General features: G+C 67.9%; 25 protein-coding genes. 11 read left to right on the forward strand and 14 right to left on the reverse strand.

Annotation, left to right across the window (positions count from 1 at the left end):
* Positions 1-11 precede the first annotated feature (11 nt).
* Together C8P69_RS06335 and C8P69_RS06340 are read right to left on the reverse strand one after the other, a co-directional pair.
* Entirely contained in the window at positions 12-995 is a 984-nt protein-coding gene (locus C8P69_RS06335) for a Bug family tripartite tricarboxylate transporter substrate binding protein (RefSeq protein ID WP_108175010.1), read from the reverse strand.
* Positions 996-1,159: 164 nt separating this feature from the next.
* On the reverse strand, positions 1,160-2,917 hold the full coding sequence (locus C8P69_RS06340) for a hypothetical protein (RefSeq protein ID WP_108175011.1): 1,758 nt from the start codon (positions 2,915-2,917) through the stop codon (positions 1,160-1,162).
* Positions 2,918-3,077: 160 nt separating this feature from the next.
* On the opposite strand from C8P69_RS06340, the gene C8P69_RS06345 reads away from it, so the two are divergent.
* The 8 genes from C8P69_RS06345 to C8P69_RS06380 all read left to right on the forward strand — a co-directional run bounded on the left by C8P69_RS06345 (position 3,078) and on the right by C8P69_RS06380 (position 9,480).
* A complete protein-coding gene (locus tag C8P69_RS06345) occupies positions 3,078-3,740 on the forward strand; it encodes a GNAT family N-acetyltransferase (protein WP_108175012.1) in 663 nt (220 codons plus the stop codon).
* A 45-nt stretch (positions 3,741-3,785) separates the two neighbouring features.
* The gene (locus C8P69_RS06350) at positions 3,786-4,109 is read left to right on the forward strand and encodes a PadR family transcriptional regulator (RefSeq protein WP_245901890.1); all 324 of its coding nucleotides are present in this window, start codon (positions 3,786-3,788) and stop codon (positions 4,107-4,109) included.
* A complete protein-coding gene (locus C8P69_RS06355; protein ID WP_108175014.1) occupies positions 4,097-4,732 on the forward strand; it encodes an HAAS signaling domain-containing protein in 636 nt (211 codons plus the stop codon). The genes C8P69_RS06350 and C8P69_RS06355 overlap by 13 nt, the downstream gene beginning before the upstream one ends.
* Positions 4,733-4,783: 51 nt before the next feature.
* On the forward strand, positions 4,784-5,401 hold the full coding sequence (locus C8P69_RS06360; RefSeq protein ID WP_108175015.1) for a cytochrome b family protein: 618 nt from the start codon (positions 4,784-4,786) through the stop codon (positions 5,399-5,401).
* 96 nt (positions 5,402-5,497) lie between these two features.
* On the forward strand, positions 5,498-6,880 hold the full coding sequence (locus tag C8P69_RS06365; protein WP_108175016.1) for an aminotransferase: 1,383 nt from the start codon (positions 5,498-5,500) through the stop codon (positions 6,878-6,880).
* 115 nt (positions 6,881-6,995) lie between these two features.
* Positions 6,996-7,988 carry a flagellar motor protein MotA gene (locus C8P69_RS06370; protein WP_108175017.1) on the forward strand — a complete coding sequence of 331 codons (993 nt, stop codon included), beginning with the start codon at positions 6,996-6,998 and terminating at the stop codon, positions 7,986-7,988.
* Complete coding sequence (locus C8P69_RS06375; protein WP_108175018.1) at positions 7,988-9,016, forward strand: peptidoglycan -binding protein; 1,029 nt, start codon at positions 7,988-7,990, stop codon at positions 9,014-9,016. Before C8P69_RS06370 ends, C8P69_RS06375 begins: the two co-directional genes overlap by 1 nt.
* A complete protein-coding gene (locus C8P69_RS06380; protein ID WP_108175019.1) occupies positions 9,013-9,480 on the forward strand; it encodes a GNAT family N-acetyltransferase in 468 nt (155 codons plus the stop codon). Before C8P69_RS06375 ends, C8P69_RS06380 begins: the two co-directional genes overlap by 4 nt.
* Here the strand turns inward: C8P69_RS06380 and C8P69_RS06385 are convergent.
* A complete protein-coding gene (locus C8P69_RS06385; RefSeq protein WP_108175020.1) occupies positions 9,431-11,257 on the reverse strand; it encodes an ABC transporter transmembrane domain-containing protein in 1,827 nt (608 codons plus the stop codon). The two genes, C8P69_RS06380 and C8P69_RS06385, sit on opposite strands and share 50 nt — an antisense overlap.
* Positions 11,258-11,405: 148 nt before the next feature.
* Here C8P69_RS06385 and rpmE point away from each other — a divergent pair, with 148 nt between their 5' ends.
* Both rpmE and C8P69_RS06395 read left to right on the forward strand, forming a co-directional pair.
* Positions 11,406-11,636, forward strand: coding sequence for a 50S ribosomal protein L31 (gene rpmE, locus C8P69_RS06390; protein ID WP_108175021.1), 231 nt, complete (start codon positions 11,406-11,408; stop codon positions 11,634-11,636).
* A 246-nt stretch (positions 11,637-11,882) separates the two neighbouring features.
* The gene (locus tag C8P69_RS06395; RefSeq protein WP_108175022.1) at positions 11,883-12,479 is read left to right on the forward strand and encodes a GNAT family N-acetyltransferase; all 597 of its coding nucleotides are present in this window, start codon (positions 11,883-11,885) and stop codon (positions 12,477-12,479) included.
* 13 nt (positions 12,480-12,492) lie between these two features.
* On the opposite strand, the gene C8P69_RS06400 is transcribed toward C8P69_RS06395, so the two are convergent.
* The 7 genes from C8P69_RS06400 to C8P69_RS06430 all read right to left on the reverse strand — a co-directional run bounded on the left by C8P69_RS06400 (position 12,493) and on the right by C8P69_RS06430 (position 18,430).
* On the reverse strand, positions 12,493-13,167 hold the full coding sequence (locus C8P69_RS06400) for an AprI/Inh family metalloprotease inhibitor (RefSeq protein WP_170118144.1): 675 nt from the start codon (positions 13,165-13,167) through the stop codon (positions 12,493-12,495).
* A 216-nt stretch (positions 13,168-13,383) separates the two neighbouring features.
* A complete protein-coding gene (locus tag C8P69_RS06405) occupies positions 13,384-14,166 on the reverse strand; it encodes a succinate dehydrogenase iron-sulfur subunit (RefSeq protein ID WP_108175025.1) in 783 nt (260 codons plus the stop codon).
* Positions 14,167-14,273: 107 nt separating this feature from the next.
* The gene (locus C8P69_RS06410; RefSeq protein ID WP_108175026.1) at positions 14,274-14,459 is read right to left on the reverse strand and encodes a DUF2065 domain-containing protein; all 186 of its coding nucleotides are present in this window, start codon (positions 14,457-14,459) and stop codon (positions 14,274-14,276) included.
* Positions 14,460-14,523: 64 nt separating this feature from the next.
* Entirely contained in the window at positions 14,524-15,435 is a 912-nt protein-coding gene (gene hflC, locus C8P69_RS06415; protein WP_108175027.1) for a protease modulator HflC, read from the reverse strand.
* A complete protein-coding gene (gene hflK, locus C8P69_RS06420) occupies positions 15,432-16,589 on the reverse strand; it encodes an FtsH protease activity modulator HflK (protein WP_108175029.1) in 1,158 nt (385 codons plus the stop codon). Before hflK ends, hflC begins: the two co-directional genes overlap by 4 nt.
* A gap of 210 nt (positions 16,590-16,799) precedes the next feature.
* Positions 16,800-17,336, reverse strand: a complete 537-nt coding sequence (locus tag C8P69_RS06425; protein ID WP_108175031.1) for a dihydrofolate reductase — start codon at positions 17,334-17,336, stop codon at positions 16,800-16,802.
* Between the two features lie 92 nt (positions 17,337-17,428).
* Positions 17,429-18,430, reverse strand: coding sequence for a TerC family protein (locus C8P69_RS06430; protein WP_108175032.1), 1,002 nt, complete (start codon positions 18,428-18,430; stop codon positions 17,429-17,431).
* 132 nt (positions 18,431-18,562) lie between these two features.
* Between C8P69_RS06430 and nhaR the strand changes: the two genes are divergently transcribed.
* Positions 18,563-19,453 carry a transcriptional activator NhaR gene (gene nhaR / locus C8P69_RS06435; RefSeq protein WP_108175034.1) on the forward strand — a complete coding sequence of 297 codons (891 nt, stop codon included), beginning with the start codon at positions 18,563-18,565 and terminating at the stop codon, positions 19,451-19,453.
* Between the two features lie 537 nt (positions 19,454-19,990).
* Here the strand turns inward: nhaR and C8P69_RS06440 are convergent.
* The 4 genes from C8P69_RS06440 to C8P69_RS06455 all read right to left on the reverse strand — a co-directional run bounded on the left by C8P69_RS06440 (position 19,991) and on the right by C8P69_RS06455 (position 23,308).
* Positions 19,991-20,302, reverse strand: a complete 312-nt coding sequence (locus tag C8P69_RS06440) for a nucleoside triphosphate pyrophosphohydrolase family protein (protein ID WP_108175038.1) — start codon at positions 20,300-20,302, stop codon at positions 19,991-19,993.
* Positions 20,299-21,093, reverse strand: a complete 795-nt coding sequence (locus C8P69_RS06445) for a thymidylate synthase (RefSeq protein ID WP_108175040.1) — start codon at positions 21,091-21,093, stop codon at positions 20,299-20,301. Before C8P69_RS06445 ends, C8P69_RS06440 begins: the two co-directional genes overlap by 4 nt.
* A gap of 90 nt (positions 21,094-21,183) precedes the next feature.
* Positions 21,184-21,657 (reverse strand): YHS domain-containing (seleno)protein, encoded by a 474-nt coding sequence (locus tag C8P69_RS06450; protein WP_108175042.1) that lies wholly within the window; start codon positions 21,655-21,657, stop codon positions 21,184-21,186.
* 142 nt (positions 21,658-21,799) lie between these two features.
* A complete protein-coding gene (locus C8P69_RS06455) occupies positions 21,800-23,308 on the reverse strand; it encodes a tripartite tricarboxylate transporter permease (protein WP_108175043.1) in 1,509 nt (502 codons plus the stop codon).
* Positions 23,309-23,311 lie beyond the last annotated feature (3 nt).

A 23,311-nucleotide genomic window follows, 5' to 3' on the forward strand; every position in this document is an offset into this window, starting at 1 on the left:
ACCGAGAAGCCTCACTCCGAGCGGATGTTCGCCTCGCGGACAAGGGTCGCCATGGCCGCGCGGCCTTCCGTGATGAAGCGCGCGAAGGCGTCGGGGCGGGAGGCGACCGGCACGCAGCCGATCTGCACGAGGCGCTCGCGCAAGGCCGGCTGGGCGATGGCCTCGGCCAGCGCGTCGTAGAGGGCGGTGATGACCGGCGCGGGCGTGCCGGCGGGCCCGAGCAGCCCGGCCCATTCATTGGACTCGAAGCCGGGGAAGCCCTGCTCGGCGATGGTCGGAATGTCCGGGCGGCTTTCGACCCGGGTGAGCGTGCCGACGGCCAGGAACCGCGCGCGGTTGGCATCCACCACCGGGCCGGCGGAGACCAGCGTCGTGAACACCGCGTCAAGCGCGCCGGTCGCGAGGTCCTGCGCCGCCGCCGCGCCGCCGCGATAGGGAACGTGGATCACCTCGATCCCGGCCGCCCGGGCGAAGGCGACGAGCCCGATATGCCCGGCGGTCGCATTGCCCTGCGTGCCGACGGTGAGCTTGCCCGGCTGCGCCTTGGCGGCGGCCACGAACTCGGCCAGCGTCCGCGCCGGGAAATCGTTCTTCACCGCGATGGCCGAGGGGAAGGTCACCACCAGCGAGATGGGCGCGAAGGCGGTGGCGTAGTCGAAGGTCAGGCCGCGCAAGAGCGACGGGTTCACGATGTGGCTCGAGGCGTCCCACAGGAAGGTGTGGCCATCGGTGGCGCGCGCCACCTCCGCCCCGCCGAGGCTGCCGCTGGCGCCGGTGCGGTTCTCTACGACGAAACGCTCGCCGAGCCGCTCGCCCATGCGGCCGGTCAGTACGCGCGCCGCGCTGTCCGCCGCGCCGCCGGCGGAGAAGGGCACGATCAGCCGGATGGGGCGCTGCGGCCAGGTGCCCTGGGCGCGGGCGACGGTGGGGACAAAAGCGAAGCCAGCGGCAGCGGCCAGCGTCGCGCGGCGGGTGAGATGGGGAGACGGGGCCATGGGGGACGGGGCCATCGGGGACGGGGCCATCGGGGACGGGGCCATCGGGGAGCCTCTCATTGGGATGCGTTGCCTCGGTCAGGACATTGGGTGCCCGGATGCGGTTGGTCAATCGCGCGTTGCGCCGCGGAGGGCGCCGTGGACCTGTGTCCCGATGAGGGCGGTTACTCCCGCGGCCGCTGGGCGGCCAGACGCTGGACGCGGGCCCGGTACTGTTCCTCTGTGCCGCTCTGATACGCCGGTTTGACCACGCGCTCGAGCGGCATCCCCATCGCCACCAGCGTGGCATCCCAATACGTGTCGCGCGTCCGGCGAAGCCGTTCATACTTCTCGAACAGGGCCTCGACCTGTGGCAGGGCCGGGGCGGCTTCGGGCCCGAGGCGGAGGAGCGCGCTTTGCACCGAACTGATTGCATCCCTCGTATCGGACCAGTCACCGCCGGGCGGGGTCGCTGTTGATGCGAAGGTCTCGAGCAGGCGCAGCAGGTCCGGCAAGGCGTCACGCCCCCGCTCGGCCTGCCGGCGGATGAGCACGAGCGCGCGGCGGCTGGTGACGACGTCCGCCAGTAGGGCCTGTTCCTGAGGCAAGGGGGCGGCAAAGGTTCCGACCGGCAGGGCGTCCAGCACGCCATACCAGTCCTTGTCCCGGTAGGTCGCCGCCGTTTCGACGACACGCGCCAGAAGAGTCTCGCGGAGCCCGACCGCGCGCGGCCCCATCGCGCGGAGGGCCAGGTACATCCCTTCGGTGCTGACAATCCGCCGGTCGCGGACAATGCGCTCCACCAGCGCGGCATCCTCGTCGGATAACGGGGTCCTGCCGGCTATACTGTTCATCCACTGGCCGGCGAGACGCAGGCCAGCATCCCCCGCAGCGGCGCTGGGATTGTCGAGGGCACTGACGAGTTGGGGCCGGACCGCATCGGTAATGCCTGCGGCTTCCGTCACGCGGGCAATGGTGGTGTGGGTGAGGATCAGGTCCGTGAGGTCGAGCCTCGGGGGACCCGGAGTCGCCCCAAGCCAATGGAAAATGGTTCGCTGGGGAACCGGCACGCCTTTGGACAGCATGATCTCGGTCCACCCGAAAAGGTTGCTGGATTCCAACTCGCCGCCCAGGCTCGTGCGCAGCGGGAAGGCAGGTGTTGCGATGCCGGCGACCTGCGACCGCAGGAGGACCTCGCCGGATCGATCGGTGATGGTGAGCGTGTCGACCCAACCCGGGCGCGGCGCCAGCGACCAGCGATTGCTGGTCGTCCGGTGAATGGGGCCGTTGGTGCGGTTAATTGTGAACTCCGCCCCGGCGGACTCACGATCGGCCACCAGTTTCAGGCCCGAAGCCAGCTTGAGATTCCAGGCGGCCCGGGCCAGGTCGACAGGCGGATTTCGCCTCAATCCATTGTCTTGGATCACCCTGGCGATGCCGAAGCTGCCGGTTTCGACCGCCTGCCGCGGGTCGCCGACCGGCACGAGGCGATAGGTCAGGGCTTGCCGGCCACTGGCTCCTGGCAATGTCACCGCGGTCACGCCCGGCGTCATCAGCAAAGCGGCGCAGATGTTGTCGCATCCATTGATGGGAGCATCGAGGCGCACGACCCCCGAGAGCCGGATCGGCGCCTGCGGCGTGACATCGGGCAGGACGACGCCGGCAAGGAGCCGCTGTGCCTGCCAGTAGGCGGGAAGCGGGAGAGCGAAGAACACCAGGGCGGTCACCGCCCCGGCGATGACTGCCGCCTTCTCGCGCCCGGACACGCCCCCATAGGTCAGCACAGCACGCGTCATCTGAAATGTGGAGGCGACCAGGAAGATGGTCGGCACCCACATCAGGAAGAAGCCGAGCGGGCCAAGAAAGATGGCCAGGAGCACGATCAGCGGAAAGGCAACGATGACCGCGGAGAGAACGCCGGTTGCAATGAGAAAAATCGTCATGGCGCAAGCCTGCAGTCGCTCGCGTTAAAGTTCGATAGAACGACATCCTAAACCCAACGTATATGTCGCCCTTGAATGGGTGTGCCGCCTCGCCCCCGGCTAGGCTCTCCCCCCTCCGATGCGGTAGAGACTGGCAGCAACGGAACCTGCTGTTCATCCCATGGCCTCCGACACATCGATCCCCGACGACATCGCCGATGCCGAGCCGCAGGTGCGGGTGCGCCATCTCAACAAGCGCGACCTCAACCGCACCTGGGAGTTCATCAAGGCGGTGTTCCGCGAGGTGAACCGCTCGACGGTGGAGTACCAGCGGCCGAAGTCGAAGAAGCGCTTCCTCGAGGTCTTCGAGGAGAAGGGCATCGAGCAGCTGCTCTTCGTCATCCGAACGGGGGGCAAGGAGCGGATCGTCGGCTATGCCGAATGCGCGCTGGCCATCATCGGCACCGACAACTGGATGAACGAGCGCTATTTCCGCGCCCGCGACATGCGCCCGCTCTTCGTCGAGGAACTGGCGGTGGACCCGGAATTCCAGGGCCGCGGCCTCGGCACCTTCGTGCTGGAGCAGCTCGAACATCTCGCCAAGCTCCGCGGCTGCACCCACCTCGTGCTGGAGGTGGCCGAGAACAACGAGAATGCGCTGAAGTTCTATCGCGGCCGGGCCTTCACCAAGCTGGATGCGGCCATCTTCCTCGCCAAGAAAGTGGTGAGCGATCCGGAGATCCTGCCGCCGCGCCGGCTGAAGCGCCGCGAGCCGCGCCGGGTCAAGGCGAGCCCCAGCGTCACCGCGCCGGTGGACCCGAAGGAGACACCGCCGGAAGGTTGACGCCTAGTGACACGAGGTATAGCGTCCCGAGGTATGGACGCTGAAATGCTCAAGGGTCACCTCGACACCATCGTGCTCGCTGCGCTGGAAGCGGGGCCAGCCCATGGCTATGCGGTGATCGAGGCGATCCGCGCCCGCAGCGGCGAGACCTTCGACCTGCCGGAAGGCACGGTCTACCCGGCCCTGCACCGCCTCGAGGCCGCGGGCCTTCTCGCCAGCGAATGGGTGGTGCCGCCAAGCGGTCGCAAGCGTCGCGTCTATGCCCTGACGCCCGCCGGCCATGATGCGCTGAAGGCGCGGCGCAGCCTCTGGGACCGTTTCGCCGCCGGGGTCAGCGCCGTGGTCGGGGGCCGCCCATGGCCGGCGTGATCGAGGCTTACCTCGCCGAGGTCACCGATCTCCTCGGCCATGATCCGGCGCTGGCGGAGAGGCTGGCCGAAGAGCTCGCCGATCACTTCGCGGAGGTGCTGAGCGAGGCGCCGTCGGAGGACGAGCAACGCGAGGCGGTGGCCCGCATGGGCCCGGCCCGCGACATCGCGGCCAGCCTGCTTGCCGACCGCGCCGACAGCACGGCCGAGCGCACCGGCGCGGTGCTGGTGACGGCGCTGGTCGCAACCTTCATTGCCATGCGGCTGCGATCGCTCTGGCTGCCGCCGCTCGATAGCGACGGGGCGCTCGCGGGCGCGCTCGTCCCCTTCGTCGACCGCTGGGCCTTCGTCGTCGCGATGCTGGTCTGCGCCGGCTGGCTCATCGGGCGGGTCCGCCGCCCGACTGCCCGGCGCAGCCGCTGGGCGGCGGTGGCGCTTGCCGGCCTCTGCGCCTCGGTCGCGGCGGGAATCCTGCGCATCTGGCTCGCCGCAGGCTGGGCGGAGGCCCCGGTCCTGGTCGTCGCCGCGACGGCGGGCGAATGCCTCGTCGTCGGCCTGCTCATGGCGCAGGCCCTGGCGCTCCGGCGCAGCCTCCAGCGCGCCGCGCGGCTCGCCGGTCTCTAAAGCGGGCCATCCCCCAAACCCGACATCTGCACCGATCCCCGGAGGGACGGAATGATTCCGCTCGCCCTGCCTTCACCCTCTCGCGCCGCCCTGAGGGGCTGGCGCCTCGTCGTCCTGTTCACCCTTGCACTGCTCGTGGCCTCGGCCCTCGCCTTCCTCGCCTCCGGTGGCGGAACGGATGGCCTGCGCGCCATGATCCGCCTCACCGCGCGGACCTCGCTCGTGTTCTTCCTGCTCAGCTTCATCGCCTCGTCGCTGGCGCGCCTTGCGCCCTCCCCGGCCACCCGCTGGCTGCTGGCGAACCGCCGGCCGCTGGGGCTGTCGTTTGCGGCCTCGCATGCCATCCACCTCGGCGCCATCATCGCCCTGGTGCGGGCCGATCCGGCCCTGTTCTGGCAGCTCAGCACCATGGGCTCGGCGATCAGCGGATCGACGACCTATGCGGTGATCCTCGTCATGGCGGCGACGTCGTCGGATACCGCGCTGCGCTGGCTGGGGCCCGCGGTGTGGCGGCACATCCACCTCTGGGGCGCCTGGTATGTCTGGCTCAGCTTCGTCTTCACCAATGGCAAGCGCGTGCCGATGAGCGTCTGGTACCTCGTACCCGTGGCGCTGCTGCTGGCCGCCGTCGCGGCCCGCCTTGCGGCACGGCTGCGATCCCGGCGCTGAGGCCTCTTGCGGGGGAGGGGTCGCATCCCTCCCCTGCTTTGACACCGGCAGAGCCAATCAGGTTCACTTCGGCCATCATCTTCGCAGGAGGCCGCCATGGCTCTGACCAATCTCCAGGTCCGCGACCTGGAAACCGTCCTTCACCCCTATACGAACCAGGCGACGATCCGCGACACCGGCACGCTGGTGCTGGAGCGCGCCAAGGGCATCCATGTCTACGACGTCGACGGCAAGCCCTACATCGAAGGCATGGCGGGCCTGTGGTGCACCTCGCTCGGCTACGGCAACGAGGAGCTCGCCGACGCCGCCTATGCGCAGATGAAGAAGCTGTCCTTCACCCATCTCTTCGGCGGCAAGAGCCACGATCCGGCCATCGAGCTTGCCGAGCGGCTGAAGGAGAAGGCGCCCGTGCCGATCTCCAAGGTGTTCTTCGTCTGCTCGGGCTCGGAGGCCAATGACAGCCAGATCAAGATGATCTGGTACATGAACAACGCGATGGGACGGCCGCAGAAAAAGAAGATCGTCTCGCGCATCAAGGGCTATCACGGCGTCACCATCGCCTCGGCCTCGCTGACCGGCCTTCCCGCCAACCACACCGATTTCGACCTGCCGATCTCAGGCATCCTCCATACCTCGTGCCCGCACCACTATCGCTTCGGGCTGGAGGGCGAGAGCGAGGAGGATTTCGCTACCCGCTGCGCCCAGGACCTCGAGGACCTGATCCTGCGCGAGGGGCCGGACACGGTCGCCGCCTTCATCGCCGAGCCGGTGATGGGCGCCGGCGGCGTCATCGTGCCGCCGAAGGGCTATTTCGAGAAGATGATGGCGGTCTGCCAGCGCTACGACGTGTTCATGATCGCCGACGAGGTGATCTGCGCCTTCGGCCGCCTCGGCGAATGGTTCGGCTCTTCGGCGCTCGGCTACAAGCCGAACTCCATCTCCATCGCCAAGGCGCTGACCTCGGCCTACATGCCGGTCGGCGCCATCCTCATCCCCGAGGAGATGTACCAGGCGACCATCGTCGAATCGAAGAAGGTCGGCACCTTCGGCCACGGCTTCACCTATTCCGGCCACCCGGTCGGCGCGGCCGTCGCGCTGAAGACGCTGGAGATCTACGACCGCGAGAAGATCATCGAGAAGGCGGCGGCCAAGTCGCCGCAGTTCCAGGCGCATCTGAAGGCGCTCGGCGACCATCCCCTCGTCGGCGAGGCCCGCGGCCTCGGCATGATGGGCGCGCTGGAAATGGTGGCCGACAAGCGCACCAAGAAGGCCTTCGAGCCCAAGGCCGGCATCGGCGCCAAGGCGGTGGCCATCGCCCAGGAGGAAGGCGTCATCCTGCGCAACCTCGGCGATGCGCTGGCGCTCTGCCCGCCGCTGATCATCTCGCCGGAGGAGATCGACGACCTCTTCGACCGCGTCGCCCGCACGCTCGACCGCGTGCTCGACCACGCCAAGGCAGAAGGCCTGCTCGCGGCCTGATCGCCCCGACAAGCGGTGCCGTGACACCCGTCACGGCGCCGTCATCGACCCGGCTTCATTTCTGCGGCCGGCAGGGTTAGCCTGCGTCTGCCCCGCAACCGCTCGATGAGTGTCGATGGCCCGCGAACTCGATCCTTTCAAGGTCTCGTCCCCGCGGATCTTCCTGGTCCGCATGCTGGTCTTCCTGGCGCTCGTGGGCCTCGTGGTCTTCGTGCTGCAACGCGAGGTGCAGGTGGCCTTCATGGCCAATCCGGGCCTCAACGGCGTGATCGTGGCGGTGGGCGTCGTCGGCGTCATCCTGTCGTTCCGGCAGGTGATCCGGCTGTTCCGCGAGGTGAAGTGGGTCAACGGCTTCCGCCTCGCCGAGCCGGGGCTTGTGGTGGAACGCCCGCCGATCCTGCTCGCGCCCATGGCGACCATGCTGGGCGCCCGCACCGGGCAGATGGCGATTTCGACGCTGACCATGCGCTCGCTGCTGGATTCGCTCGCCACCCGCCTCGACGAGGGCCGGGAGCTCGCCCGCTACCTCACCGGCCTCCTCGTCTTCCTCGGCTTGCTCGGCACCTTCTGGGGCCTGATCGAGACCGTCACCTCGGTCGGCAAGGTCATCAACGGCCTGTCGACGCAGGGCGAGCTCGGCACCATCTTCGAGGACATGAAGCGCGGCCTTGCCGAGCCGCTCGGCGGCATGGGCATCGCCTTCTCGTCCTCGCTCTTCGGCCTTGCCGGATCGCTCGTCCTCGGCTTCCTCGACCTGCAGGCGAGCCAGGCGCAGAACCGCTTCTACACCGAGGTGGAGGACTGGCTGTCCTCGACCGTGCAGGACATGGCGGTGATCGGCCCGTCCAGCACCGACGGATCGGCGCCGCAGGTGAGCGTCGCGGATCTGCAGCGCGCCTTCGACCGGCTGCGCGAGGCCATCGGCGAGGCCGGCGGCCAGCGCGCCGGGGCGGCCATGGCGAACCTCGCCGAGGGCATCCAGGGCCTCGTCACCCACATGCGCTCGGAGCAGCAGGTGGTGCGTGACTGGATGCAGGCCCAGGCCACCGACCAGAAGGAGCTGCGGCGCCTGCTCGAACAGGTGCTGCGCGAGAAGGGCCCGGTCTGATGGCCCTGTCGCGGTCGCGCCGCGGCGAACGCGGGATCGACTACTGGCCGGGCTTCGTGGACGCGCTGTCCACCTTCCTGCTCGCCATCATCTTCATGCTCTCGGTCTTCATGCTGGCGCAGTATTTCCTGTCGCGGGAGATCGCCGGCAAGGACGAGACCATGGTGCGCCTGCAGCGCCAGATCGCCGAGCTTGGCGACCTGCTGCAGCTGGAGCGCGGCCAGCGCCAGACGCTGCAGGAAGGGCTTGCCGCGATCACCGCGACGCTCGGCACCTCGGATGCCGAGCGGCGTCGGCTGCAGGGGCTCCTGGACGAGGCGCAGGGCCAGGCGGGCAGCGCCGTGGGGCGCGCCACCACGCTCGAGCAGCAGCTCGCCGAGCAGCGCCGCAATTCACAGGCCGCCATCGCCCAGATCGAGCTCCTGAACCAGCAGATCGCGGCCCTGCGCCGCCAGCTCGCCGCCCTGGAAGAGGCCCTCGGCGCCAGCGAGGCGCGCGATCGCGATGCGCAGTCGCGCATCACCGATCTCGGACGGCGGCTGAACCTGGCGCTGGCCCAGCGCGTCCAGGAGCTGTCACGCTACCGCTCGGAGTTCTTCGGCCGCCTGCGCGAGATCCTCGCCGAGCGCAGCGACATCCGCGTCGTCGGCGATCGCTTCGTCTTCGGCTCCGAGGTGTTCTTCGGGTCGAGCCAGGCGGAGATTGAGCCGGGCGGGCGCGCCGAACTCGACAAGCTCGCGGCAGCGCTTCTCCAGCTGGAGAAGGACATCCCCACCGACATCCCCTGGGTGCTGCGGGTGGACGGCCATACCGACGCGCGGCCGATCCAGGGCGGGCGGTTCCGCTCCAACTGGGAGCTGTCGGCCTCCCGCTCCATCGCCGTGGTCCAGTATCTGATCAGCCGGGGCATCCCGCCGCAGCGGCTGGTCGCGGCCGGCTTCGGCGAGTTCCAGCCGATCGACCAGGGCGACAGCCCGGAGGCGCTCGCCCGCAACCGGCGCATCGAGCTGCGCCTCACCGACCGGTGACGCGGATCGTCCCGCTGCGGCCGGAGCACCGGCCCGCCCTTGCCGATCTGTGGGTGGAGGCCTGGGCTGCCGCCTATCCGGCCATCGACTTCGCGACACGGCGTGGCTGGCTGCTCGACCGGCTGGAGCGGATGGAGGCCGAGGGCACGCGCGTGCTCGTGGCGGAGGTCGAGGGTTCGCCTGCGGGCTTCGTCACCGTAGGATCGGAGGGCTGGATCGACCAGATGCTGGTCGGCCTCGGCCAACAGGGGCGCGGGGTGGCGGCCGCGCTGATGGCGGCGGCGAAGGAGGCCTCGCCGTCCGGCCTCGATCTCGACGTCAATGCCGACAATGGCCGCGCCATCACGTTCTATCGCCGCGAGGGCTTCGTCACGACCAGCCACCGGCTCAACGAGCAGGGCCGGCCCATCGACCTCATGGCGTGGCGGCCTGAGCCTCCACCGCTGCGCCTGCGGCCGTCCTGAACTGCAGCTCGGCGAGGCGGGCATAGAGGCCGCCGGCAGCGACCAGCTCGGCGTGGGTGCCCTGCTCCACCACCCGGCCCTGATCCATGACGATGATGCGGTCGCAGTCGAGGATGGTGGCGAGGCGGTGGGCGATGACGAGGGTCGTGCGGCCCGTCATCAGCCGCGACAAAGCCTCCTGCACCAGGGTCTCGCTCTCGGCATCGAGGGCGGAGGTCGCCTCGTCGAGGAGGAGGAGCGGCGCGTCGCGCAGGATGGCGCGGGCGATGGCGATGCGCTGGCGCTGGCCACCGGAGAGCGTCACGCCGCGCTCGCCGACGAGGCTGGCATAGCCGTCGGGCATGCGGGCGATGAACTCCTCGGCATGGGCCATGCGGGCGGCGGCGGCGACCTCCTTATCCGTGGCGTCGGGACGGCCGTAGCGGATGTTCTCGGCGACCGAGGCGGCGAAGATCGCCACGTCCTGCGGCACCAGCGAGATGCGGCGGCGCAGCTCGCGCGGATCGACCTCGGCCACCGGCACCCCGTCGAAGCGGACGACGCCGCCCTGCGGGTCGTAGAAGCGCTGGACGAGGGCGAAGAGCGTAGACTTGCCAGCGCCCGAGGGGCCGACGATGGCGACACGCTCGCCGGCCTTCACGGTGAAGGTGACGTCGTCGAGGATGCGCGTCTCGGGCCGGGTCGGATAGCCGAAGCGCACGGCGACGAAGGACACTTCGCCGCGCGCCGGCTCGGGCAGGACCAGCGGCTTCTCAGGCGCGGTGATGTCCGGCTGCACCGCGAGGATCTCGCCGAGCCGCTCGGCCGAGCCCGAGGCCTGGCTCACCTCGCTCCAGACCTCGGAGAGCTGCGACAGGGAGCTCGCCGCCATCACGGCGTAAAGCAGGAACTGCGACAGGCGTCCGCTGGTGATGGTGCCGGCCAGCACCTGCTGGGCGCCGGTCCAGAGCACCGCGACGACGCTGGCGAAGACGAGGAAGATGATGACGGCGGTGAGGATGGCGCGGGCGCGGTTGGCATCGCGCGCGCCATTGAAGGCCTCCTCGGCGGCATGGGCGAAGCGGCTGGTGACAGAGGCCTCCGCCGTGAAGGCCTGCATGGTTCTCACCGCCTGGATGTTCTCGTTGGCATAGGCGGTGGCGTCGGCCAGCCGGTCCTGGGCGGCGCGGGACCGGCGGCGCACATCGCGGCCGAAGGCGACCAGCGGGATCACCAGGATCGGGATGGCGCCGACCACGTAGAGCGACAGGTGCGGGCTGGTCAGCACCATCATGGAGACCGCACCGATGAACATGATGATGTTGCGCAGCGCCATGGAGACGGACACGCCGAGGGCCGACTTCAGCTGGGTCGTGTCGGCGGTGAGGCGCGAGACGAGCTCGCCGGTGCGCGCCTTGTCGAAGAAGGCGGGCGAGAGCGTCGCCAGATGGTCGAAGACGGCGGTGCGGATGTCGGCCACCACGCGCTCGCCGATGGTGGTGACGAGATAGAAGCGGGCGGCGGAGGCGACGGCCAGCACCGCGGCGATCACCACCAGCATGGCGAAATACTGGTTGATCATGCCCTCGACGGAAAAGCCGAAATCGATCATCCGCCGGATGGCGAGCGGCACGGCCAGCGTCGCCAGCGAGGCCACGAGCAGCGAGATGCCCGCGCCAAGGATCAGCGCCTTGTAGCGCCAGGCGAAGGGCAGGAACCGCATGAGGGGCCGCAGCTTGGGACGGCGCGGCTCGGTGCCGGCCTTGAGGCTGCCGGCGGCGGTTTCGACCGTGGACATCGACTTACGAACTCTTCTTCTCGTTACGGCCGGACAAGGGCACGGCTGGCTTGAAATGGCCAGTGACTTCCTTTAATAGCGCGGCTTCTCATTCAGGACACGGCCCTTAGCGCCGGACCACACGAACGGCGCCTGCGAGGACGACCCCATGAAGACCGGCATCCATCCCGACTACCACACCATCAAGGTCGTCATGACCGATGGCACGGAGTACTTCACCCGCTCCACCTACGGCAAGGAGGGCGACGTACTCCAGCTCGACATCGATCCGAAGGTCCACCCGGCCTGGACCGGCGGCTCGCAGCAGCTGATGGACCGCGGCGGTCGCCTGTCGCGCTTCAACCAGAAGTTCGGTGGCATCGGCGCCCTGAAGCGCTGATCCCTCCCCTTCCGCGCATTCCTGATCGAAACCCCGGCCCCACGGCCGGGGTTTTCGTTTGCGCGTTCATCCGCCGTTGAGGCGAAAGCCACGGACGCGCCGCCCTGCCGTCATCGTGATGCTGCACTGCAATAATCGACTTGCCGCCACGGGAGCCCTCCTGTACGGCCCTTTCCAGGGAAGCAGCGCCGCATTGTGAGGGACCACGCCGAACAGGCCCATCGAGGCCTTTCAAGGGGGCCGCCAATGCTGGATGAACTGATCGCGCCGGGCGTCATCCGCAAACTCTTCGCCTGGGAAAACGAGCTTCTCGCCGCGCATTTCCTGCGCCTCGATCCAGAATCGCGCCGCTGCCGCTTCGCCGCCGGGGTTTCCGACGAGACGATCGCTGCCTATGCGGCCACGGCCCTCGGTGCCGACGCCATCGTCCACGGTTTCTTCGTCGACGACGTGCTGCGCGGCGCGGCGGAGCTCCGCCTGCTGCCGGAGGGCGAAGGCGAGGTGGCAGTGACCGTGGAGGAAGACTGGCGCCTCAGCGGCGTCGGCTCGGCGCTGTTCGGCCGGCTCCTGCTCACCGCCCGCAACCGCGGCATCGGCAATCTCGTCATGACCTGCCTGCCGGCCAATCGCGGGATGCAGCGGCTGGCGGCGCGCTTCGACGGCAAGATCACCTTCGCCTCGGGCGACAGCATGGCGGCGGTGACGGCGCCGCCGGCGACGCCCATATCGCTTTGGCGGGAGATGTGGAGCGATGGCTCGGCGGTGGCCGCCGGGCTGATCGACCGGCAGATGCGCCTTGTCGGGGCGAAGCGCCGTCGGCGCCCACGCCCGATCGAGGCGTGACGCCCCGGCCCGCTCAGCGCTCCATGGAGACCGGCGCGCCGGTGGCGGTGGCGCCGGAATAGCCGGAGCCCTGCGGGGACAGGCGCGCGGCGACGCGGCCGCCAGGCTGCAGCAGGACGATTTCCGAGCCGCGCTGCTCCCAGGCGTTGATGCGGGCCAGCGAGGGGGCGCGGCAGTTCTGCGGGCTGGCGCGATAGAACTCGAAGAGCGGCGTCGAGGTCAGCGTGATGCGGCAGCGATCGCCGGCATCCGAAACCGTCCAGGTGCCGGCGACGGTGGTCGCGGCCGGGGCGGCGCGCTCCTGACGGGGCATGGCCGAGACGACCGGCGGAGAGGCCGGCTGGCCGCCGCGCGGGGGCTCGGGCTGCATGATTTGCGGCTGGGCGCCGGGCTGGCTCGGCGCCAGCGCCTGGTCGATGGCAGGCGCGCCGACATCCGACCGGCCCGAGGCGGTCGGCGGCGCGATCTCCTGGCTCTCGATCGTGCCGGAACCGCCGGGCTGGCCACCGGGAATGATGTCGTCGGAGGGCGCCGGCTGGATCTGCGGCTGGACGGGCGCATCGGAGCGGCCGAAGCGGTCGGAGCCCGACGGCGCGGAGGCGCTGGAGAAGTCGCCGAAGCGGGACGAGGAGGTGCAGCCGGCGAGGGCAACGGCGCAAAGCAGCAGGGCAGCGGGGCGCAGGGCCATGGAAGGGGTCATCCGACTGGTGTCACGCGAGGCTGCGGGACCATCGCACCATGGGGCCGCGCGGCGGCATTTCCATGGCGGGGCCTCGTCCTCGCGACGATGTTCGGGTTCTGGTTAACCGATCGTTGAGGCTGATGCAGCCCTTTTCTGCCCGGAAATGCCAGAGGCGGCCACGGGGGGCCGCCTCGGTGTGGATCTCGGGAGATGTGGCAGGCCTCAGACCTGGCGCGCCACCATCATCTTCTTGATCTCGGCGATGGCCTTGGCAGGGTTCAGACCCTTCGGGCAGGCCTTCGAGCAGTTCATGATGGTGTGGCAGCGATAGAGGCGGAACGGATCCTCGAGATTGTCGAGGCGCTCGCCGGTGGCCTCGTCGCGGCTGTCGATCAGCCAGCGATAGGCTTGGAGCAGGATGGCGGGGCCGAGATAGCGGTCGCCGTTCCACCAGTAGCTGGGGCAGGAGGTCGAGCAGCAGGCGCAGAGGATGCACTCGTAGAGGCCGTCGAGCTTCTCGCGGTCCTCCTTCGACTGGCGCCACTCCTTCTCCGGCTGGGCCGTGGTGGTCTTCAGCCAGGGCTCGATCGAGGCGTGCTGCGCATAGAAGCGGGTGAGGTCGGGGACGAGGTCCTTGACCACCGGCATGTGCGGCAGCGGATAGATCTTCACCTGGCCGCCCTTCACCTCGTCCATGCCCTTGGTGCAGGCGAGCGTGTTTGTGCCGTCGATGTTCATGGCGCAGGAGCCGCAGATGCCCTCGCGGCAGGAGCGGCGGAAGGTCAGGGTCGGATCGACCTTGTTCTTGATCCAGATGAGGCCGTCGAGGACCATCGGGCCGCAATCGTCGCGATCGACATAGTAGGTGTCGATGCGCGGGTTGGCGCCGTCATCCGGGTTCCAGCGGTAGATGCGGAACTCGCTCAGCCGGTTGGAGCCGGCCGGTTTCGGCCAGGTCTTGCCCTCGGTGATCTTGGAGTTCTTCGGAAGCGTGAACTGGGCCATGGGAATCTGTCTACTTGTCGAGCTGGGCGAGCAAGGTCGGTCCTCCCATCGAACCTCCGGCCCGCCTTGTCAATCATCTCTTTCGTCGACCCGGCTCCCCGCCGGGCTCAGCCCCTGACCCACCAGACGACGCCGAGGCCGATGACCGCGGCGATGAGCCCCACCAGCCGCAGTTGCTGGTCGGGCGTCACCCGCATGGTTTCGAGGGCATCCCGTATACGCGAGGGAAAGGCCGCGAGGATCAGTCCCTCGATCACGAGGACGAGACCGACAGCGACGAAGAAGTCTTTCATGGCGCCCGCCCATGCGACGAGGCCGCCGTGACGGGGTCACGACGGCCTGGCCGCAGTCTTGCGATCAGTTGCGCGGCGCTTCGGGCGCCGGTTGGGGGCGCGCCCGATGGCCGGTGGCGTCACCGAAGTAGCGGAAGAACTCCGAATTCGGCGACAGGACGAGGCGGGTGTCACCCTGTTTGATGCTCTGCTCGTAGGCCTGCATGCTGCGATAGAACGAGAAGAAGTCCGGATCGCGGTTGTAGGCCTCGGCGAAGATCTTGTTGCGCTCGGCGTCGCCGCCACCGCGCACCTCTTCAGCCCGCCGGTTGGCCTCGGCGAGGATGCCGACGACCTCGCGGTCCGCGCGGGCGCGGATCGTCACGGCCGCCTGGTTACCGGTGGCGCGCAGGTCCGCGGCCTCCTGGCGACGCTCGGTCTGCATGCGGTTGAACACCGCCTCCTGGTTCACCTGGGGCAGGTCGACCCGGGTGAGGCGCAGGTCGACGATCTCGACGCCGAGCGTGCCGGCCTCGCGGTTCACCTCTTCCTGGATGCGGTTCATCAGCCGGTCGCGCTCGGTGCGGATGAGCTGCGACATGGTCGCGCCGGCGATGATGTTGCGCATCGACGAATTGACGAAGCTGGCGAGACGCGTGTTGGCGTTCGGCACCGTGCGCACCGTCTGGAAGAAGCGCAGCGGCTGGGTGATGCGGTAGCGGGCGAAGGCGTCGACGTCGAGGTTCTGACGGTCGGTGGAGAGGACCGTCTGGACCGGCAGATCGAGGTCGAGGATGCGCTTGTCGACCGTCACCACGTTCTCGATGAAGGGCACCTTGAAGTAGAGGCCCGGCTCGCTGATCGGCTGGCGGACGACCTGTCCGAAGCGCAGCACGATGGCGTGCTGGGTCATCTGGACGATGAAGAAGGAGTTGGCGAGCGCGAAGAGCGCCAGCGCGGCGACGATGCCGAAGCCGAGTTTCAGGGAAGAGTTCATCGCTGGGGCCTCGCGGCTTCGGGGGCCTGTCGGCGCAGGAGCTGATCGAGCGGCAGGAAGGGCTGGACGCCGTTGCCGCCGGACTGGTCGATGATGACCTTGTCGGTGCCGCCGAAGATGCGCTCCATGGTCTCAAGGAACATGCGCTCGCGCGTCACGTTCGGGGCGAGCTTGTACTGTTCGAGAACCTGGGTGAAGCGGCTCGCCTGACCGTTGGCCTCGGCGACGACGCGGTCGCGATAGGCCTCGGCCTCCTGGAGGATCTGGGAGGCGCGGCCGCGCGCCTCGGGAACCACCTGGTTGGCATAGGTGCGCGCCTCGTTCTGGACGCGGTTCTGGTCCTGCTGGGCCGCGTTCACGTCGAGGAAGGAGTTGCGCACCTGGGCCGGCGGCAGGGCCGAGACCAGCTGCACCACGCGGATGTTCACGCCCGAGCGGTAGTCATCCATGATCCGCTGCATGATCTGGCGGATCTCGCCGGCAATCGCTGCCTGGTCGGTGGTGAGGATGTTCTGGATGTTGCGACGGCCGACAGCCTCGCGCAGGGCGCTCTCGGCCACCGCCTTGACGGTGCCCTCGGGGTTCTGCAGCTGGAAGACGAAGTTGGCGACCTGCGCCGCGTTCACGTCCCACTGCACCTCGAGGTCGATGTCGACGATGTTCTCGTCGCCGGTGAGCATCAGGCTCTCTTCCAGCACCTCGCGATTGCCGCCGCGCGGGCCGCCGCCGGAGCGGTAGCCCACCTCGGTGCGGCGCACGTCGGTGACGGGAACCTTGATGACCAGGCCGAAGGGCGCCGGCGGGTTCCAGTTGAGGCCGGGCGCCGCATTGCCGATGTGACGGCCGAAGACGGTGTTCACGCCGACCTCGTTCTGGCTCACGGTGTAGAAGCCGGTGAGGCCGTAGATCAGCGCGCCGAGCACGGCGATGAAGGCGATGCCCTTGGCGCCGACATTGCCGCCGCCGCCGGGCAGGACATTCTTCAGCCGCTCCTGGCTGCGGCGGATCAGTTCCTCGAGATCCGGCGGCTGACCGCCACCGCCTCCGCTGCCGCCGCCCTGGGGACCCTGACCCCAGGGTCCGCGTGGGCCGCCACCGCCGTTACCGCCGCCGCCGCCCCAGGGGCCGCCGCTGCCTTGATTGTTCCAGGGCATGAAATGTCCTCGTTGGAAGGCACGGAGCCTGACGCCCCGGCACCGGAAGGCGCCGAAGTTCCGACCGGATATAGAAGAGCGACCCGCCGCTTTCAACGCAAAGCCGGCTTTTCCGGCCCTGCGACCAATGGCCGTGGTGAATGACGGTGGAGCTCGGCCCGTGTTGCGCCGCGACGTTGGGGATCGTGGCGGCCAAAAGCGATGCGGCGTTCAGCCGCTGGTGCGGCGATAATCGACCACGCGAAAGGCGTGGTCGTCGCCGGGACCGGCCGCCGTGCGGAAGAGCTCGGTCCCCATCCAAACGGCCGGATCGATGGCGGGAAAGAAGGCATCGGCCTCCGGCGAGGCCTCGACATGGGTGATGACCAGCCGGTCAGCGAGGGCCATGGACTGAGCGTAGATGTCGGCGCCGCCGAGCACAGCGATCCCGTCCGCGCCGCTGCGCAGCGCCTCGGCACGGGCGATGGCGAGGGCCTCTTCGAGCGACCCGGTTACCACGGCGCCCGGCAGGGTCAGTCCAGGCTGTCGCGAGGCGACGATGTTGAGGCGCCTCGGCAGCGGCTTGCCGCCGAAGCTCTCGAAGGTCTTGCGGCCCATGACGAGCGGCTTGCCAGCCGTGGTGGCGCGGAAATGCGCCATGTCGGACTTCAGCCGCCAGAGAAGGCGGTTGTCGCGGCCGATCGCGCCGTTCGCGGCGACGGCCGCGACGAGGACGATGGGGGTCTTGGCCGACGTGACCTGGCTCATGGGCGCTGGCTAGCATGGTTCGCGCCGGGGCGGAACGCGAAAGGGGCGCCGCTTGTGGCGACGCCCCTTGTCTTCAGGTGATGCGGGAGACCTCAGCCGTGGCTGTGGCCGTGGCTGCCGGCGGCCTGGCCGCGGGTCTTCCACAGCGAGAAGAGCACGCCGCCACCGATCAGGGCGAGGGTGACGCCCAGGGAGATGGCCGGGTCGAGCTTGCCGACCATCTGGTTCCAGAAGATCTTGGCGCCGATGAAGACCAGCACGATGGCCAGGGCATACTTCAGGTACTCGAAGCGGTGCACCATGGCGGCGAGCGCGAAGTAGAGGGCGCGCAGGCCGAGGATGGCCATGATGTTGGCGGTGAACACGATGTAGGTGTCCGTGGTGATGGCGAAGATCGCCGGCACCGAGTCGACCGCGAAGACGAGGTCGGCGAGGTTGATCACCACGAGGGCGAGGAACAGGGGCGTGGCGAAGCGCACCATCTTGCCCGTCGCCGGGTCCGGCTTGGTGACGAAGAAGTCCGCGCCGTGCAGTTCCTGGGTGATGCGCATGCGCTTCGACAGGAACTTGACGACCGGGTTCTGCGACACGTCCTGCTCGCTCTCGCCGACCATCAGCATCTTGATGCCGGTGATGATCAGGAAGGCGCCGAAGATGTAGAGCACCCACTCGTACTGCTGCACCAGGGCAGCGCCGAGGCCGATCATGATGCCGCGCAGCACGAGCACCGCGAGGATGCCCCAGAGCAGGGCGCGGTACTGGTACTTCGCGGGGATGGCGAAATAGCCGAAGATGATGGAGATGACGAAGACGTTGTCGATCGACAGCGCCTTCTCAAGCGCGTAGCCGGTGAAATATTCGATGCCGGACTGGGAGCCCATCGACCACCAGACCCAGGCGCCGAAGGCAACCGCGATGGCGATGTAGAAGGCCGAGAGCACGAGGCTCTCGCGCACCCCGAGCTCCTTGTCCTCCTTGTGGAGGACGCCGAGGTCGAAGACGAGAAGCGCGCCGACAATGGCGAGGAAGCCGAGCCAGAGCCAGGCCGGCTTGCCGATGAAATCGGCGGTCAGGAAGGAGAGGATCAGGTCCATGGTGAGCCCGTCATGTGAGGGCCCGGCGGGGGACCGGGCGATGGCGCGGACAATGACCTTGAACGCACATCGAAAAAAGCAGATTGTTCAAGCGATTTTCATCGGAAAATTCTGACGATCCGCAGGTCCACCGTGATCAATTACAAGCAGCTTCACTATTTCTGGCGGGTGGCGAAGGCCGGGAGCATCGCCCGGGCGGCGACGCAGTTGCACCTCGCGCCCCAGACGATCAGCGCCCAGATCAGTACGCTGGAGGACCAGCTGGGGGCGCAGCTGTTCAAGCGCGTCGGCCGCGGGCTGGAGCTCACCCCGGCGGGCGAGCTGACGCTGTCTTATGCCGACGAGATCTTCCAGATCGGCCGGGAGCTGGAGGCGAACCTGCGCAACCAGGCCGACGGCAAGGACATCCTGTTCCGCGTCGGTGTGGCGGATGTCGTGCCGAAATCCATCGCCTATCGGCTCCTCGCGCCTGGGCTGACGGCGGGCCGTGTCCGCATGGTCTGCCGCGAGGACAAGCTGGAGCGGCTCTTCGCCGAGATCGCCGTGCACCGGCTCGACCTCGTCATCGCCGACCGGCCGCTGCCGCCGGCGCTCGGCGTGAAGGGGCACAGTCATTCGCTCGGGCGGACGCGCATCGCCTTCTTCGCGGCGGCGGACCTCGCCGACCGCTACCGCGAGGGCTTTCCCCAGTCCCTCTCGGGCGCGCCCATGCTGATCGCGGGCGAGGGCTCGACCATGCAGATGGGCCTCACCCGCTGGTTCAGCGAACAGGGCATCGAGCCGCGCATCGTCGGCGAGTTCGAGGACTCCGCGCTGATGAAAGCCTTCGGTCAGGCGGGGATGGGGATCTTCCCGGCCCCCGCCGTCCTTGCGGACGAGATGGCGGGGCAGTTTTCGTCGAGCCTCCTGGGCGAGGTCGAGGGCATCACAGTCGAGTATTTCGCGATTTCCGTGGAGCGTAAGCTCAGCCACCCCGCCGTCGTCGCCATCAGCGAGGCCGCAAAGGCCGACCGGGGGCGATGAACCCGCTGATCACACTGCGACCGGCGCCCTTGATGACCGACATGATGGTCAACTCCACCTGTCTTTCATCGCGTAGAACCCGAACGCTGCCAGGAGAGTGCAGTTTATTCCAAAAAACATTGCCCCTTCGACACGACGGGTAATCGCTGCATACAATATCGCCATCAATTCAAGCGGGTATGTCAACCAAAAAAACCAACTAAAAAGAGCGATTCCCAGCAAATCAATCGCCGATACAGGTCTCTCAATCTGTAAAAAAAATGAAACACTCACAACGCCGAAATGAGTTATCATAAAATTTACAAGAAGCAAAAAAACAATCTTCCGATAGACGCCATTTTCTGTCTATCGATACGAACGGCGGCATATTGCACCAAAATGTACAGACCCATAAGTATGAGATGGGAAATTTTTTCGATTTCGCTCATAAATATATATGCCTAATACTATCATTTTCCGCTATAATCACCACGACACGATGATGGCATTTTTGGGATCAGTTGATGCCGCGACGCAACCAACATTCGTGGAGTGGCTCTAGTCGCGTTCGTGCTTCAGCCATTTGGCTGCCAAGACCGCTTCGGCATCGATCTCGAGCCGTTCTGCAAGCGCGAGGACAAAGCCGAGCACATCCGCGATCTCCGCAGAGAGCGCCGCTCGCGCTTCAGTGCTGTCCAGCCTGTGCCGCGACCGGCCGGTGGCAGCCAGATAGGCCTGGGTCAGCTCGCCCAGTTCCTCCTGCAGCTTGAAGACGATCCAGTCGTCTCCGGGCGGAATGCCAAAGGCCTGCTCGTACTGCCGGCTGATCCGCTCGAGCCTCTGTTGCAGCGAGGCGAGGCCGGTGCTCACACCGCGACCGGCGCCTTGATGGCAGGATGCGGGTCGTAGCCCACCAGCGTGAAGTCCTCGAAGGTGAAGCCGAAGAGATCGGTCACCGCCGGGTTCAGCTGCATGGTCGGGAGCGGGCGCAGGGGACGGGTCAGCTGCAGCTCGGCCTGCTCGATATGGTTCGCGTAGAGATGCGCGTCGCCCAGCGTGTGGACGAAGTCGCCGGGCTTCAGGCCCGTGACCTGCGCCAGCATCAGGGTCAGCAGGGCATAGGAGGCGATGTTGAAGGGCACGCCGAGGAAGATGTCGGCGGAGCGCTGGTAGAGCTGGCAGGAGAGCTTGCCGTCCGCGACGTAGAACTGGAAGAGGCAGTGGCACGGCGGCAGCGCCATGGCCTCGACATCCGCCGGGTTCCAGGCTGAGACGATGAGGCGGCGCGAATCCGGGTTCTTGCGCAGCATGGCGACGAGACCCGCGATCTGGTCGATGGTCCGCCCGTCAGGCGCTGCCCAGGACCGCCACTGCTTGCCGTAGACCGGCCCGAGATTGCCCTCGGCATCGGCCCATTCGTCCCAGATGCTGACGCCATTGGCCTTGAGATAGGCGATGTTCGTGTCGCCCTTCAGGAACCACAGCAGCTCGTGGATGATCGACTTCAGGTGCAGTTTCTTGGTGGTGACCATCGGAAAGCCTTCCGACAGGTCGAAGCGCATCTGGTGGCCGAAGACCGAGATCGTGCCGGTGCCGGTGCGGTCATCCTTGCGGACGCCGTGGCGCAGCACATGCTCCATCAGGTCGTGATACTGGCGCATCGGGGGCCTCCGGGACGCGAATCCGCGAAGGGGTCTTATACCGCGCTTCGCAAGGCTCTGGCAGCAGGCGGCAGGGCTTCCCCACAGGCGTCAGAGGAGCTTTGGCCAGTTGCGGTCGGCGGCGGCGATGAAGCCGGGGATGTCCGTCAGCCAGGTGCGGTGGACGCGGGCGTCGTAGTTGAAGAAGAGGCGGCCGTCGACGATGCGCCAGTGGCGAGGATCGCCCGAGGCGCGGTAGCCCTGCGAGGCTGCCCAGGAGCAATGGCCACCATAGGACGGCGCGTAGCGGTCGGGGGCGGCGGCGAAGGCGTCGCGGGCGGAGGCGGAGGCGAAGCGCCAGGTGGCGTCCTTCCAGGCATGGGTGAAGCGGGCCGAACCGAGGGTGGGCTTCCCATCGGTGTGGAAGGCGACGACGTCGTGGCCGTCGGCGGCAAGGCTCGACAGCGTCGCGGTGTAGATCTCGGGCGCGGCCAGAGCTCGGCGCGGCGAGAGGCCGAGGCCGAGGATGGGCGCAGCGAGCAGGAGCGCGCGGCGGGTGGCAAGCGGGATGGCGCGGTCGGGCATCGGAGACCTCCGGGTTGGAGCCCGGTCAGGCTCCCTGCCCTCCCCTACGCGGCGGAGCCTGCCGCCGTTACAGCGCCGAAAAAGAAACCGGCGGCGCTCCTCACGGAACGCCGCCGGCTTGAAGCCAGACCTGCCGGCCGGATCACTCGACGAAGACGGTTTCGCGCTTCTTGGTGATCGAGGGCAGGAAGGAGATGATGATCAGCACCACGGCGATGGCGATGAGCGCCGCCGAGATCGGCCGGTTCACCACGTCGACGAAGACCGACCAGTCGCCGCGCGACATGAGGATGGAGCGGCGCAGGTACTCCTCCATCAGCTTGCCGAGCACGAAGCCGAGCAGCAGCGGCGCGACCTCGAAGCCCATCTTGATGAAGGCGTAGCCGACCAGGCCGAAGAAGGCGGTGATCATCACGTCGAAGGGGTTGTTGTTCACCGAGTAGATGCCGATGCAGCAGAACATCAGGATCGAGGGGAACAGCATGCGGTAGGGCACCTTGAGCAGCTTCACCCAGATGCCGATCATCGGCAGGTTGATGACGAGCAGCATGAGGTTGCCGATCCACATCGAGGCGATCATGCCCCAGAAGAGATCCGGCCGCTTTTCCATGACCTGCGGGCCGGGCACGATGCCGTGGATGGTCATGGCGCCGACCATCAGCGCCATCACGGCGTTGGGCGGAATGCCGAGGGTGAGCAGCGGAATGAAGGAGGTCTGCGCGCCGGCATTGTTGGCGCTCTCAGGACCGGCAACGCCCTCGATCGCGCCCTTGCCGAAGCGGGACGGATCCTTGGCGAGCTTCTTCTCCATCGTGTAGCTGGCGAAGGGGCCGAGGACGGCGCCATTGCCGGGCAGGATTCCCAGCGCCGCGCCGATGCCGGTGCCGCGCAGCACCGGGGCGATGGACTGCTTGAGCTCCGCCCAGTTCGGCAGCAGCGAACCGATGCGGTTCTTCAGCACGTCGCGGGTCTCGGGATTCTCGAGGTTCCGGAGAATCTCGGCGAAGCCGAACATGCCCATGGCGATGGTGGCGAAGTCGATGCCGTCCGACAGCTCAGGCCAGGAGAAGGTCATGCGGTCGGCGCCGGTCTCGAGGTCCTGGCCGACGGTGGAGAGCATGAGGCCGCAGAGCACCATGGCGATGGCCTTCACCACCGAGCCGCGGGCGAGCACGACGGCGAAGATGAGGCCCATCACCATCAGCGAGAAATATTCGGCCGGGCCGAAGAGCAGCGCGACGCGGGTCAGCGGCGCGGCGAGGGCGGCGATGACGAGGGTCGCAACCGTGCCGGCGAAGAACGAGCCGATGGCGGAAATGCCGAGGGCGGCGCCGGCGCGGCCGTTTCGGGCCATCTGGTGGCCATCGAGCACGGTGACGACGGAGGTCGCCTCACCGGGGATGTTGACCAGGATGGCCGTGGTCGAGCCGCCGTACTGGGCACCGTAATAGATGCCGGCGAGCATGATGAGCGCGCCGACCGGATCGAGGCCGAAGGTGATCGGCAGCAGCATCGCGATGGTGGCGATCGGGCCGACGCCCGGCAGCACGCCGATGAGCGTGCCGATCATGCAGCCAAGGAAGCAGAGGCCCAGGTTCTTGATGGTGAGCGCAACGCCGAAGCCGAGCGCCAGATTGGAGATCATGTCCATCGG

Origin of the sequence: Phreatobacter oligotrophus (assembly GCF_003046185.1) — a bacterium.
In the GTDB taxonomy this organism is placed as follows: Bacteria; Pseudomonadota; Alphaproteobacteria; order Rhizobiales; family Phreatobacteraceae; genus Phreatobacter; species Phreatobacter oligotrophus.